The 14,396-nt window shown below is 47.7% G+C and carries 10 protein-coding genes; 7 read left to right on the top strand and 3 right to left on the bottom strand.

Annotated features, from left to right (window positions below):
- Positions 1-146: 146 nt before the first annotated feature.
- Positions 147-2,363, top strand: a complete 2,217-nt coding sequence (locus OB236_RS28395) for a DUF4838 domain-containing protein (protein ID WP_262686939.1) — start codon at positions 147-149, stop codon at positions 2,361-2,363.
- A gap of 110 nt (positions 2,364-2,473) precedes the next feature.
- On the opposite strand, the gene OB236_RS28390 is transcribed toward OB236_RS28395, so the two are convergent.
- From OB236_RS28390 to OB236_RS28380, 3 genes are all read right to left on the bottom strand, one after another.
- A complete protein-coding gene (locus OB236_RS28390; protein ID WP_262686938.1) occupies positions 2,474-4,006 on the bottom strand; it encodes a type 2 periplasmic-binding domain-containing protein in 1,533 nt (510 codons plus the stop codon).
- Positions 4,007-4,095: 89 nt separating this feature from the next.
- Positions 4,096-4,962 (bottom strand): carbohydrate ABC transporter permease, encoded by an 867-nt coding sequence (locus tag OB236_RS28385; protein WP_262686937.1) that lies wholly within the window; start codon positions 4,960-4,962, stop codon positions 4,096-4,098.
- A 10-nt stretch (positions 4,963-4,972) separates the two neighbouring features.
- On the bottom strand, positions 4,973-5,830 hold the full coding sequence (locus OB236_RS28380; protein ID WP_076230649.1) for an ABC transporter permease: 858 nt from the start codon (positions 5,828-5,830) through the stop codon (positions 4,973-4,975).
- Positions 5,831-6,284: 454 nt separating this feature from the next.
- Between OB236_RS28380 and OB236_RS28375 the strand changes: the two genes are divergently transcribed.
- The 6 genes from OB236_RS28375 (at position 6,285) to OB236_RS28350 (ending at position 14,301) form a co-directional block, all read left to right on the top strand.
- Positions 6,285-8,657 carry an AraC family transcriptional regulator gene (locus OB236_RS28375; RefSeq protein WP_262686936.1) on the top strand — a complete coding sequence of 791 codons (2,373 nt, stop codon included), beginning with the start codon at positions 6,285-6,287 and terminating at the stop codon, positions 8,655-8,657.
- Positions 8,658-8,932: 275 nt separating this feature from the next.
- Entirely contained in the window at positions 8,933-9,814 is an 882-nt protein-coding gene (locus OB236_RS28370; RefSeq protein ID WP_408638528.1) for an ABC transporter permease, read from the top strand.
- A 28-nt stretch (positions 9,815-9,842) separates the two neighbouring features.
- Entirely contained in the window at positions 9,843-10,721 is an 879-nt protein-coding gene (locus OB236_RS28365; protein ID WP_262686934.1) for a carbohydrate ABC transporter permease, read from the top strand.
- A gap of 37 nt (positions 10,722-10,758) precedes the next feature.
- Positions 10,759-12,288: an extracellular solute-binding protein gene (locus OB236_RS28360; protein ID WP_262686933.1), complete on the top strand. Its 1,530-nt coding sequence runs from the start codon at positions 10,759-10,761 to the stop codon at positions 12,286-12,288.
- A gap of 35 nt (positions 12,289-12,323) precedes the next feature.
- Positions 12,324-14,102 (top strand): hypothetical protein, encoded by a 1,779-nt coding sequence (locus tag OB236_RS28355; RefSeq protein WP_262686932.1) that lies wholly within the window; start codon positions 12,324-12,326, stop codon positions 14,100-14,102.
- 67 nt (positions 14,103-14,169) lie between these two features.
- On the top strand, positions 14,170-14,301 hold the full coding sequence (locus OB236_RS28350) for a DUF4023 domain-containing protein (RefSeq protein ID WP_262686931.1): 132 nt from the start codon (positions 14,170-14,172) through the stop codon (positions 14,299-14,301).
- Positions 14,302-14,396 lie beyond the last annotated feature (95 nt).

Genomic DNA, 14,396 nt, shown 5'->3' with positions numbered 1-14,396 from the left:
TTTTATCGAAAAAGGTACATTTGCGATTGTATGAAATTGAAGCAGATTCGAAGAAACGGACTATAGCCGAAGGTTTCAGAATTTCGTATAGTGGTCTTACAGCAGCATTCAGCCATGCTAAGCCGCTACGAAAGGATGAACACAAGATGAACATTCTGCATTCAAGAACAGAGCCTGTACAGCACCTTGCGATGCCCATCATCGTAGATAAAGGAGCATTTGCTACAATTCGTGAGGCCGCATTTGCGGAGCAGGAAATCGATTGGTGGGACGAGTCCAATCCACAAGCGCTTCACTGCACGCAATGCTTTGCTGCGGTCGAGCTGCGCAGCCATCTTTGCCTGTTAACCGGAGTGGATGAACAGGATGAACGTTATTTCCCGCTGCGCGACACCGGTGAGCTTGAGGATATGGAGCCGCTTCAATGCGACGGCATCCTCGTCGGAACACCGGCAAGCAGCCGATTGGCCCAGCAGCTTTGGGACCATCACGAGCTGGCGCGGCGCTACGAATGGGACAGCCTTTCCGCTGAAGGCTTCTGTGCGGTAACGGTCAACAACCAAGGCGGCAAGCTGCTTCTGCTAGCCGGTCGGGACCGCGTCGGCACCTTGTATGCGGTGTATGCGTTTCTGGAAACGCTCGGCTTCCGCTGGTTCGGACTCGGCGAGCAGGGCATGGTGGTACCTGCCTCGGTGAATTTCACCCTGCCGGACACAGATATATGCGAGGCTCCGCGCTTTCGGACAAGGGGCTGCTACAGCGAGCATATCGATGACTCCTCGGCGGACCTGACCAACTGGATGGCGCGCAACCGCGTCAATTTTGTATTTCTCGATCGCATACACAATCCTCACGCATTGAAAAAACGGGGTATTCGCCTTTGCGCCGGAGGCCATAACATCCTGTCAAGATTTTTGAACCCGCATGCCCCCTATCCATACCCTCCAGATCGTGGGCTCGGTCATGCCGTTGCCGCAATCGACGGCCGACCGACCTATTTTGAAGCCCATCCCGAGTGGTTCGGGCTGGTCAACGGCGAACGCAGCGCCAATGTCGGCGCAGGCGACCGTGAAGGCTATGGGGACAACTATTGTACCACTAATGCCGATGCCACCAACGAGCTGTGCAGCAATGTAGTAGAGGATCTCATATCCGGTGACTGGAAACAGGTTGATTACTTAAACTTCTGGATGCTGGATAACGGACAATGGTGCTCCTGTGAGCAGTGCGAAGCGACAGGCAACTATGCTTACAAAATGATTCTCGTCACCCATCGACTGCGCCAGTTTATCCGTCAGGCCATCATGGACGGGCGGTTGAAGCGCGATGTGAAGATTTTGTTCCCCGTCTACCACGAGACGCTGCCAGCACCGGACCGACCATTGCCGGAAGATTACGATTATGCCAGCTGTTACCCAACTTATTTTCCAATTGAGCGCTGTTATGTCCACCATCTGGACGATGCAGCATGCACCGAAACCAATGCGGATTTAATGAGCACGTACCGTCCCTGGACGACCGATCCGAACCGGCATTACCGCGGTGAGCTGTATATCGGTGAATATTACAATGTGGGAGCCTTCGCCACGATTCCAGTTCCGTTCATGACGATCATGAAGCAGGACATCCCCTTTTATTACCAGACCGGTATCCGACACTTTCATTATATGCACATGTCCGACCAAAAATGGGGTACCCTGACTCTCACCAACTACCAGCTGTACCGAATGCTGTGGAATCCAGAGCTGAATGTAGAAACATTGCTTGATGATTACTTCACTCAGTATTATGGGGAAGTCTCAGGAAAGATGCGCCATTTCTATGAATCATTGGAGACCGCGATGCGCAATGCCAAGTTCCTGAAGCATTATCAATACCTCGGAGACCGGCGTCTATCGCTCGCAGCTCTGTTGAATCAGGATGCGGAAATCCTGTTTCCGCTCAAACACATGCAGTACGAGCAGCAGTCAGATGATCCCAACGCAGGCATCAGCCTTGTGCAAACGATGGATCTGCTGGACTACTGCCGCAAGCTGATAGACGATGCACTGCTTCATGTTAAGAAGGATGAGGTTATGGAGCGGCTTCTGGAGGACGAGATGCGATTCACCTATCTTGAGGACATGACCCATTACCTCTACTATATGGTGCGGACGAACAGGTTCAAATGGTCCGGACGCCACAAGCTGGCGAAGCGCAGCTTCACGCATGCGCGGCACTATGCCCAGAAATTGGAGCACAACACGGAAGCGACCAAGCCTACTGGCCGATTCAAGCTGTATGATAATGCGTTGAAGGCTAGCTGGTGCGAGGACGCTTACCGTAATTACATGCAACTGTTCGGTGATGGTACGGAGGATTAAATGCGAATGCGACTGACCAGCAAGATAAGACAAGTGAATGCGTCAGTCCTCACATAAGAATGAATAAAGCTCCAAAACCACTATGAAGGTGGATTTGGAGCTTTATTTGACTATTTCAAAGTAATCTTGTCCGTACGCTCATAAGCCGTCTTGTAAATAGCTTTGATTTTATCCAGACCCAGCTTATTTTGCTCGGCAACAAATTGATCCCATTCCGCCATTTTTCTTTCACCCAGAATGAATTTGGATAAATTCTCGTCCCTGCTTTTTTCCAGCGCTTTGCCGGTTGTCGAAATAATTTCAAGCTCGTTTTCATTGAAAGATGGCTTCGGTCTATATTCGGAATCATATTTGCGCGCTTCCGGGTAAGCCGCTTGCAGCTCCTTGGAGGAGAGGGACAGATGCGCGTCATAATCAATCCATTGGTAGGTGCCATAAGTAGCCAATCCGGTTTTCTTACGCAGATCGGTTACATCGACAAAGTCGGCTTTCATTTTCTTTGTGCCGTTTTCTAACGTGTACGATTCACCCTCTTTGCCCCAACTCGCCAACGTTTTGCCTTCCTCGGAGTAGAAGAAATCCATGAATTTCATAATATCCTTAACATCCTTGGCCTTCGAGGCAATAACGAAGCCTCCGGTGACCGTGTGCGTATAAGCGTTCTGCTGCTTGCCGTTCGCTCCCCCAGCAGGCGGCGCCATCAAGGCTACCGTAAACTGCGGATTCTCTTTACGCATCGCCAGATTGAAGAAGTCGATCCGTCCGATATAATCCACAGTGATAAAGGACTTGGAACCCGCCATCATATCCTGCCACTGCTTCGTTTCAAGCGTAAGAAAATCCGGTGGAATCAGCCCATCCTTGTAAAATTTGTTCATATACTCGATCATCGTCTTGAATTCATTCTCCGTCGGGCCGTAGCGAACATCCTTTTTCGCCTTGTCGTAGAAGAAATCATCATGCGTGCCAAAGCCAGGGGCCATATATTTCAGAATTTGCAGACGGTTTCCGCCGATCCTGAAGGAGAGCGGGTAGCTGTCCGGGTACTTCGCTTTTAATTGCTTCAATACCTCATACAGCTCATCGTAAGTCGCCGGAGCTTTAAGCCCCTCCTTTTTGAAAATATCATCGCGATCCATCCAGATCGTCCGGTTCGTCTCCCCAAAACCCTCGTTCGGGAACTGATACATCTTGCCATCCGCCGCAATCGCTTCCTTCGTAATATCCGGATATTTCTCCATCCACTTTTTGAAATTCGGCATCTGGTCCTTGTAGTCCAGAATATTGACGAACGCACCCTGCTGGCCGAATTTATTCGCCTGCTGCAGATCCTTAACGATCATCAGATCGGGAATTTGACCGGAAGCAACGGCCAGATTAACAGCTTCATCCGTTTTACCGGGAGGCGTGCGCACATCCAGAGTTACACCCGTTTTCTCCTCGATCCATTTCCAGGCCGGCCAGTCCTTGCTATAAGGCCAGCTTGGATTGGACTCCGTGAGCATGGTGAACGTTTTTTTGACAGGAGGGCTGTTAGGAACCGCGGCTTGTGGAGTTTCTTTCGTTTCTCCACCGGAAGCACATCCGGTAACCAGCGATAATCCTACAACCGACGACAACAAGATTGAACCCTTTTTACTCATGCGTCTCACCTCATTCATATGATTATACTCTTTAAGAGCGTGTCTCCAAAGTTCATACAGATTTGATACATATGGCCTTGTCCTGCTGCTCAGCCCTTCACAGCACCAATCAAAGCCCCTTTGACAAAATACTTTTGCAGGAACGGGTAAATCATCAGAATCGGTAAAGTTGCCACCATAATAACGGTATACTTCAGGGATTCCTCGACAATCACGTTATCACCGCCAATTCCGGTAGACTCCCCGTAGCCGCTGGCGCCTGCCAGCACGATACTTCGCAGCACGACCTGAAGCGGGAACAGTTTCTCATCGGTCAGATACAGAAAAGGTAGGGTAAAGTTATTCCACAGCGCTACCGCATAATACAACCCGATTGTCGCAAACGCCGCTTGGGATAAAGGAATGACAATTCTAATAAAAATTCCAAAGTCGGTCAGTCCGTCCATCGTCCCGGATTCCTCAAGCTCAACAGGAACATTCTGGAAGAAAGTGCGCATAACTAGCAGATTAAACGAGTTGACGGCTCCCGGCAGCACCATTGCCCATAACGTGTCCATCAAACCAAAGCTTTTGACAACGAGAAACGTCGGGATCATTCCCCCGCTGAAAAACATCGTAAAAATGATGATCAAGGTGAATCCCTTATGAAAAACCATCCTCTTCTTGGATAAAGAGTAAGCCCCCATTGCAGTAATAACCAGTGAAATCAAGGTACCCAAACCTACATAGAGGATCGTATTGCCGTAGGCGCGCATAATCCTCGGATCACTCAGCACCATTGTATACATATCAAAGTTCAGCCCCTTGGGGAATAGCGTGACCTCGCCGCGGAGCACGAAAATATCCTTACTGAGTGAAATCGACAGCATGTACAAGAACGGATAGATGGTGACAACAGCTACAAACAGCAGGACCACCACGTTAACAGCGGAAAACAAACTCCATTTTTTCTTCAACTCATCTCACCTACCATAGGCTGTTTTCTGAAAGCTTGCGGCTCACATAATTGGCCGAAATGATGAATACCAAACTTACCAAACCGGTGAATAAATCGATTGCGGCGGCGTAGCTGAAATTGGAATTGGTCAAACCGACTCTGTACACATAGGTACTGATAATATCGGCGGTTTCATAGGTAGCCGGATTGGACAGCAGGAATACTTTCTCAAACCCGATTTCCAGCACCTTACCCACATTCAATATAAACACAATCGTAATCGCCGGCATAATGCCAGGCAGCGTTACATGAATCAATTTATGAAACCGATTCGCTCCATCGATATCCGAAGCTTCATACAATTGCGGGTCTATGGCCGTTAATGCCGCTAAATAAATAATAGTTTCCCACCCAAAATGCTGCCACACATCCGAGGACACGTAGATTGTACGAAACCAGCCCGGATTCACGAGGAAGTTAATCATGTCGAAGCCGGAAGCCTTGATCAACTGATTAACCAGGCCTGAGGTCGGAGACAGGAACAAAACCACCATACTGGCGACAACGACATTGGATATAAAATGGGGCAGGTAGCTGGCCGTCTGCACAAATCTTTTGAAGGCTGCATGTTTCATTTCGTTCAACAGAAGCGCAAGCGTAATCGGAACGGCAAATCCGAACAGGAGCTTATACACGCCAAGTAAAATCGTGTTCCTCATGAGAATGAAAAAATCGGGATTTTCAAAAAACATCAAATAATATTTGAAGCCCACCCAGCTGCTTTCCCATATGCCCCGGTACAAATTGTAGTTTTTGAATGAAATCACAATTCCAAATATCGGCAGGTACTTAAATAAGAGGTAATACAATAGACAGGGTAAAAACATCCAGATCAAATATTTGCTGCTGCGCCACTTTCTTTTGAGAGCCGTTAACCGGCTTGTGCGCTTCTTGACAAACTGCGAACCCACATCGCCAGCAACAAAACGGGATTGCATAAGCGTAACCTCCTTCTAAAAGCGATTGTCCATGTACACGATCTTCATGATGCTTGTGTGACCTAAGCTCGCGACGTCTGGTATTGATCTCATCATATCGAGAGTCCCGATGCCGGGCTACCTCCACGTTTTTATGTCTTGTTCCTTTTTTGGACCCGCTGAAAAATGGTGATTACCTTGAAAAAGGAATACAACTGGAGTGAACCGTACGACTGCGCTTTAGCTTATAGACAGCAGCAAACAAGGGAAGGCATCTTGGTGGAGAGTAAACTATTCATTTAGAAATGTCCCTATCTCTGTTATGATAGAATCGAATTTGAGCTTAGAGGAGTGAAAATCCACCTTGAAAACGGCTTCATTCATTCGATCCTTCATTTCCGGTAAAGCCAATAAAGGACACTTTTATCGAAAAAGCTTATTGTTTGTCGTGTTTGTAGCCTGCATTCCTACCGCTGTCATCGGAATCAGCTCTTATTTCGTGGGCAGCAAAAATATCGAGCATGAGGTCAATCGAACCCATCAATTGCAATTAAAAAAGGAAATCCAGCGGATCGATGAAAGCTTCTCCCAACTGGAATTAAGTTTGACACAATGGTCGCAAAATCCAGCCTATGGCTCAAAGCTCCGCAACCTCGATACCGTACAGCAGTATGCCGATATTCAGGATTTGTACAAATCCATCTTGACGTTGAAGGCTTCCAACCCGCTAATTGATAAGGTCGCTTTGTATGTGGAAGGGCCCTCCCTGATCATTACAGATGAAATGACGGAGCGACTCACCGAAGCCAAGGAAAAAAATGATTTTGCCTCGCTCCTGCAGACAAAAGCCTCCGTTTTCTGGACGCTGCCGTCTATGAATCTGCAACTGAAGCAAAACGGCAGCTCGCTTGTGTTGGTGCATACGCTCTCAGGCCAGGGGATTAAGCCGTTCGGGGCGCTTTTACTTTATGTCAATCCGCGTAAACTCGAATCTCTTGTCAAAAATGCCAGCTCCGAAGAAAAAGGCACATCATTTATCGTCAGCGGGGATTACCGCTCGATTACTCCCTCCCCATCCGACAATCGAGCCTCCCAGGAGCTGCAAACCACTCTGAGCGGTCAATTAGCCTCCAGAAACAACAATGAAAGCACCTTTATTTATGATTTCCAGGGTGAGGCTTATTCGATATCAACGGGCGTTTCCAACCGACTCGGTTATCCATGGATCTATGTCTCCGCCACCCCCATGTCGAATTTGACGGCTCCGGTTGTACTGATCTCACGGCTAATGATCGGTATCTCGCTCATTGTGCTGCTTCTGGCACTGCTGCTGTCCTGGTTCGCTTCCAATAAGCTGTACAAACCGATCCAAAGAATTGTCCGGCTGATTCAATCAGACAACGTCACCACAGCAGCAGCAGATAGGGGTTCCGGCGATGAAATCGAGCTTATAGAGAAAAGGTGGCAGTACGTAACACGTGAAAGCCAGGTGCTTCACGAACGGCTTGACCGGGCTTTGCCTGCACTGAAAGAAGGGTTCATGCTGCAGCTCGTCCAGGGACATCTTCAAGGCTTATCGGAAAATGAAGTGTTGGATCAGATGAACCAATACGGCTGGGATGTGGAGGGAAAGGTTTTCCGAATGATGCTGATTCAGCTTCATGGGCTCTCCAATCTGGACGGGAGGTTTGTGGATGGCGATGAGCAGTTGGTCACTTTTGCAGCAGCCAACATTATTGAGGAAATTGTAGGTAAACGGGTGGAAGCAACCGGATTTAGTGTAATTAATTTCCGTGACCTGACAGTGGGGCTGCTTGTTTTCTTCCCCGATACCGTATCAGGCGAGTCGATGAAAAGAGACTTGTATCATCTTTCTAATGAGATGTTACAGTCTTTAAAGCAGCTGTTGAAGGTAAGCGTCACGATCAGCCTCAGCAAAGCGGCACGTTCGCTGGTTCATATCTCCCATACCTTGAATGAATCCCGCCAAGCCCTTCGCTACCGAAGCATCGAAGCTGAACATGCGATCATCGATACCGAGGAGCTGCTGCCAGAGGGACAGGGTATCGTGTATCCATTTGATCTGGAAAATGAAATATTGCAAACCCTGCGTCTGGGTATGCTGACAGAGTCGGATGAAAACATTCAAAAGTTTCTAGTTGAGCTGCAAAAGCAGGCAGTGAAGGAAGGCAGTGTGAAGCAGGGGATGCAGCAGCTGCTCGGAAGCATGCTCCATGTCATGCTCCAAACCGGCTTTAACCCCGAGAACATATTTCCGGGGGTCAATTTATACGAGCAATTTGGCAAGCTGCGCGAGCCTAAGGAAATGCATCAGTGGTTTAAAGACAAAGTGGTCACCCCCTATGTTACAGAGCTTGTACAGGTGCAGGATTTTTACATCAAGCAGTTGATTACGAAAGTAGCCGATACGATTCACCGGGAGTATATGAACGATCTATCCCTCGAATATTTCGCAGACTTGTACGGGACCAGTACCGTCAAGCTGAGCAGTAGCTTCAAGCAGATCATGAGTGTCAACTTTATCGATTATTTAACGAAGATCAGGATCGGTCATATTAAGGAGCTGTTGGTCACAACCGACATGAAGATTAACGATATTGCGCTTGCCTGCGGCTACCAGCCTACATACTTCAACCGAATCTTCAAAAAACATGAGGGCGTCACCGCCAGTGAATATCGGGATACACATAAAAATGCAGTAAATGCTTCTTCTTGAACAAAGGCTTAAGGTAGCGTATAAACCGCTGCTTTACAGCCTTTTTTTGCTGCTTAAAAAAAGTATTATTCGCTGTAAAAAGTGTTATAGCCATCAAGAAGGGTGTTTAAAAAATTGTTATTGTTTGTTTATCTGGCTCCTTTTATATTCAGTTCTGGGAACGGCGCTAAACTTTTGTCAGAAATGGAGTGAGTTCAATCATGTATGCACAGCAGACGGCTTCCACGTCGCCTACAGGAAAACAACAGGCTGCGCATCGGGTATGGAAAAGAATAATGAAGAGCAAATCCTTGTACCTGCTCGGTCTGCCCGGGATCTTGTTCTTTATCGTATTCAAATATCTTCCGATGTGGGGCATCATCATTGCTTTTCAGGATTATTCACCGTTTCAGGGTCTACTTCAAAGCCCTTGGGTTGGATTTAAGCATTTTGAGCGGCTATTCGCTCATCCTGATTTTTTTATGCTGCTGCGTAATACGATGGCGATTAATGTGTTAAATCTTGTTTTTTTCTTCCCGCTGCCTATCCTTCTTTCTATGCTGTTAAATGAGGTGAGCCATCAATTTTTTAAACGTGTCGTGCAATCGATTATTTATTTGCCCCACTTTTTATCCTGGGTGATTATCGCCGGTATTTGTTTTCTGATGCTTTCCAAAGGTGAGGGCATTGTAAACAAGCTGCTGGAGGCAGTGGGCATTGGGAAGATCGATTTCCTTACCAATCCTGATCTGTTCTGGGGACTGCTCACGGTTCAATCCATTTGGAAGGAGGCCGGTTGGGGGACTGTTATTTTCCTTGCTGCTATTGCAGGCATTGATCCCCAGCTGTACGAAGCAGCCAAAATGGACGGCGCCAGCCGACTGAGACAAGCATGGCATGTAACTCTGCCTGCGATCCGCAGTGTCATTATCATTTTGTTGATTTTACGTATCGGTCATATCATGGATGTAGGCTTCGAACAGGTTTTCCTGATGATGAACGGTGCCGTGTCTGAAGTAGCCGAAGTCTTTGATACCTATGTGTACCGACTGGGTATTCGCCAAGGGCAGTTCAGCTTTACGACTGCAGTCGGCCTGTTCAAATCTGTAATCGGATTGATATTGGTTATTCTGTCCAACCGATTAGCTAAGCGTTTCGGCGAAGAAGGCGTTTATTAATGTATTTTGTGAAAAGGAGGTTCCTAAGATGATCCTTAGCTCCAGTGACCGTTGGATCAACATGATCATTACCGTTCTGTTGGTTATTATAGCGATATCAGCGTTATTCCCGCTCTATTACGTATTCGTTATTTCTTTCACGGACCCGTCCGAATATTTGCGGGGAGGCATTATCCTGTTCCCTGAAAAGTGGACACTTAGCTCCTACCAATACATATTGTCCACTCCCACTTTTGTCCGCGCCATCGGGGTGAGCAGCTTTCTTGCAGTTGTCGGTACGGCATGCAGTCTACTGGTTACTTCAGCCCTGGCCTATACAGTATCACGTAAACAGCTCTATGGGAGAAGGCTGCTCATGCTTGGTATTTTGCTAACGACCCTGTTTCAGCCCGGTATAATACCGCCGTTTATCTTAGTCAAAGAGCTTGGCCTGATGAATAATATATGGGCTTTAATATTACCGGCGTTAACGAGCGGCTGGTATGTGCTGCTAATGAAAGGTTTTTTTGACGGCATCCCTGTCAGTCTGGAGGAGGCGGCTACTATCGACGGCGCCGGAGATCTGGGTGTCTGGTTTCGGATTATTTTGCCCTTGTCCCTGCCGGCTATGGCCGCATTTGGCTTATTTTATGCTGTGGCTTATTGGAACACCTTTTTTACAGCGGTTCTTTACATGAACGATCATACCAAATGGCCTCTGCAGGTGCTGCTGCAAAATATGCTGATCGATTCTTCTACGGCAATGGGTGGGGATGCAGCTGCTGAAATGATGGCAGAACAACGGATTCCACCGGAAACCTTGAAGATGGCAGCTGTAGTGGTAGCTACAGTCCCGATCCTGATGGTCTATCCATTCTTGCAAAAGCATTTCTCCAAAGGGGCTATGGTTGGCTCCGTGAAGGAATGAGTTCTATATATATATCCATAAAGGGAGGTTTATTTTTATGAAATCAATCAAGAAAACAACGGTTGTCTGCACCGCCAGTTTACTCACCTTATCGTTATTAAGCGCTTGTGCAGGAAAGACGGATTCCGGTACGGGAGCCGCTGCCGACCCTGCGTCAGCCAAGCCGACGGAAATCAACATCATGACCACATTCTTCTCACCTGAACCACCAGATGCGAACAATTCAATCCTCAAAGAAATTGAGAAAAAAACAAATACAAGTCTTAAGGTGAGTTGGCTTTCCCCCAACAATTATGAAGAAAAAATGAATGTAACCTTATCCTCTGGCGATCTTCCTGACCTTATGCTTGTACTCGATCCGTTCGTTCCGGTCATCCGTAAATCTGCCCAACAGGGGGCTTTCTGGGATGTCACTGATGTGTACAAGAAATATCCGAAGCTGGCCGACTTTCCCAAGGATTCCTGGGAATTCACCAAGATGGAGGATGGGAAAAACTATGGGGTTCCAAGGGTTCGTCCCACTGAGGGCGGAGGTTTTCCCTACGTCCGCAAAGACTGGCTTGACAAGCTTGGTTTAACGGTTCCCCAAACGACAGATGAGCTGTACAAGGTGTGGAAAGCTTTCGCCCAGCAGGATCCAGACGGTAATGGTAAAGCCGATACACAAGCATATGCAGCCTATGTGGCTCAGGATAGTATGGGTTCCTTGGGATGGATTGAATCGGCTTTTAACCAAACGAACGGTTCCTGGAAGCTCGTTAACGGCAAGCTGGTCAATATCAATACGCTTCCGGAAACAAAGGAAGCTTTGGTATTTCTGAACAAGGCTTATCAGGAAAAGCTGATTCCCGAGGATTTTGCGATTCTCAAAGCCACTCAGGCGAAGGATATGATGAAAGCTGGTAAAGCGGGAATGGGATCGGATACGCCAGAGGCTGCGTGGGAGCCTACCCAAGAGCTGCGCAAGACGAATCCGCAAGCCGACTTACAGCCTATGGTCAGCGTCAACGGTTTCACCAGCAAGGATACCGGCTTTTACGGAATGTATGTCATCAATAAAAAGGTCCCCGAAGCCAAATTGAAAAAAATTATGGAACTGCTCGATTACGGAGCCTCCGATGAAGCTTGGGATCTCGTAAGCTACGGAATGAAGGATACGCACTACACGGAAAAGGACGGCAATAAGGTTTTCACCGAGTTAGGACAGAAGGAATTGGTAACGCAAGGCGCCTTTAAACAGATTTTATACAAAAATGATAAGTACCAACGCGCTTTCCGCAATGGTATGCCTAATGATTATTTGGAACGAAATAAAAAGGTAATCGACGAGCGCTCCAAAATCAGCGTGCCTAGTTTAGCCGTCGGCTTGTATTCGGAAACCTCGCTTACCGTAGGACCGGAATTGAACAAGAAGATTCAGGATATCAAGACCAAGGTCATTTACGGTAAAGAGCCGCTAACGGCCTGGGACGATTTTGTGAAAAAGCTCCAAACCGATGCGGATTTCCAGAAGATGAGCAAAGAACTGAATGATTCTTATCAGAAACGCGTTGGCGGAGCGAAATAAACAAGTAAAGCGGAAAGCACTTAGGAGGGAACAGCATGCTGCACGATATGTTAGGGTGGGTCAGAAACCAGCCGATTCCGCCCACTTTTACAAACACTGGATTATCAAAGAGCATTTATCTCGATATTATGGAACAAACGTTGAACGCATACAGCAAAGAAGAGCTTGAGGCAAGACTTCCCTCAAACCCGGATGAACACATCGATGATTTACAGGCATATGCCCGGATCACCAGCATCATGGGCATCCTGATCGCGCAAGGGCGCATAGCGGATTATGCCCCATTATGGGAACGAATGATGGAGGCCTGCTGCATAGAGCTGCATCAGAGCGAAGGCAATCAGATGGCTGACTTTTCCGTGAAGGAGATCATGCTTGCTTTTCTCGCTATAGAAGAACAATTAGATGAAAGCGTGAGGGATCGCTTACTTGCTTTATTGTCCCTGATCGAGCCAGAGCGAAATTATGTGCACCGACTTGGCGAGGATGGACACGACCAACTCCACAACATCAATATTTACAATATGGTGGGTGAATATTTACGAGAGATCGTCGGCCTGACCGATACCAGGACGTATTTTGACATCCACTGGCCAAAGCAGCTGGAGCTGTTTGACAGTAACGGTATGTATATGGACCCTAACTGCCCGATTTTGTACGATCTGACGACACGCTGTCAAATCCAGCTTTTATTGGGCTACGGCTACAAAGGTGCTTTCAGTGGACAGCTGGACGATATGCTAAAAAAAGCAGGGCTCAGCACGTTATTCATGCAATCCGCATCCGGCGAATTCCCCTATGGAGGACGCAGCAACCAGTTTTTGTTCAATGAGGCGCTGATTGCGGCCAGTGCGGAGTACGAGGCGTGCCGTTATAAGGAACTGGGTGATCTAAAAACTGCCGGAGCGTTTAAGCGCAGCGCTCACCTGGCCGTTCAATCGATTATGCGCTGGCTTCAGCAGGACCCTCCACGTCATCTTAAAAACCTGTATCCGATTGATTCAAAAATCGGCACAGAGTTTTACGGCTACTATGATAAATATATGGCTACATTAGGCTCTTTCATATACATTGCGTTTTTGTTCGCAGATGACGAGATCGATGAGCAGCCGTGTCCAGCTGAAACCGGCGGATACATCTGGGAAACATCACCCGCCTTTCACAAGGTTTTTGCCAATGTGTCAGGCTATTCCCTGCAAATCGATACGAATGCCGATCACCATTACGACAGTACCGGGCTTGGCCGGATTCATCGAGCAGGAGTGCCCAGCGAACTTGGACTTTCCACTCCGTGTACTGCTACACCGAGCTACCAGCTTCCCGACGGGGTGCAGGCAATGAATTTGGCTATCGGTCCAGGATGGAAGGATGAGCATGGACATCCCGTGTTTTTAAGTGACTTGTCTGTTGGACTGGAACATCGGCTTCATATACAGGAAATGTCCTCAAACAGGCTGGTTTTCGAGCTCCAATATTTCGGATCTGCCATTCATGGCTGCAAATCGGTAACAGAGCGTTACACGGTAAGTGAGGCCGGTTTGAGCATTAACGTTCGACTGGAGGCCCCGGAAACAGCCCCAATTATTTATCAGATTCCGCTGCTGCAAACCACTGGCGGAGTTTACACTGAGATCGATGAAAGCCCGGGCCGGATTGAGGTGCGTTTGGACGGCTGTGCTTTTATAATCCAAAGCGATGTTCCGTTGACAAGGCTGGATTTAACGACTGCCAACAGGAATGGGCAATACGGGATTGTGCAAATCGAGGGACGACAGCAGATCTCCGTTCATGTGCAGTTGGTACCAATGACCTGATCCATGCATGTTTTCAAGATCAACAGGTTACAGTAACAAGTGATTGTACAATAGAGGAGGTTTACTCATGGATGATACGCATGATTTTGTAGAGAAAGTACACGACACACAGAAAAAAGCCGAGGCTAATAAAAAACATCAAGGTAAAGGAACCCCAGGAGACAAGCTGCCCAATAAGCAGCACAGTACCAATAAGTAATTACAGCCAAAGAGGCAGTTCCTTTAGCAGCCAACACCGCTATGGAAACTGCCTCTTTGTATGTATATGCAGCAAGCTGCAAGTTTCACCTTCGA

It is taken from the genome of Paenibacillus baimaensis (assembly GCF_025567575.1).
The sequence above is the reverse complement of the archived record's forward strand: the minus strand, read 5'-3'. Positions and strand labels throughout refer to the sequence as shown.

Coding starts and splice junctions, on each gene's coding strand:
- OB236_RS28380 (WP_076230649.1), bottom strand. CDS start 5,830: ATGTTTTTACCCTGTCTATTGTATTACCTCTTATTTAAGTACCTGCCG.
- OB236_RS28390 (WP_262686938.1), bottom strand. CDS start 4,006: ATGAGTAAAAAGGGTTCAATCTTGTTGTCGTCGGTTGTAGGATTATCG.
- OB236_RS28360 (WP_262686933.1), top strand. CDS start 10,759: ATGAAATCAATCAAGAAAACAACGGTTGTCTGCACCGCCAGTTTACTC.
- OB236_RS28395 (WP_262686939.1), top strand. CDS start 147: ATGAACATTCTGCATTCAAGAACAGAGCCTGTACAGCACCTTGCGATG.
- OB236_RS28365 (WP_262686934.1), top strand. CDS start 9,843: ATGATCCTTAGCTCCAGTGACCGTTGGATCAACATGATCATTACCGTT.
- OB236_RS28370 (WP_408638528.1), top strand. CDS start 8,933: ATGAAGAGCAAATCCTTGTACCTGCTCGGTCTGCCCGGGATCTTGTTC.
- OB236_RS28350 (WP_262686931.1), top strand. CDS start 14,170: ATGGATGATACGCATGATTTTGTAGAGAAAGTACACGACACACAGAAA.
- OB236_RS28355 (WP_262686932.1), top strand. CDS start 12,324: ATGCTGCACGATATGTTAGGGTGGGTCAGAAACCAGCCGATTCCGCCC.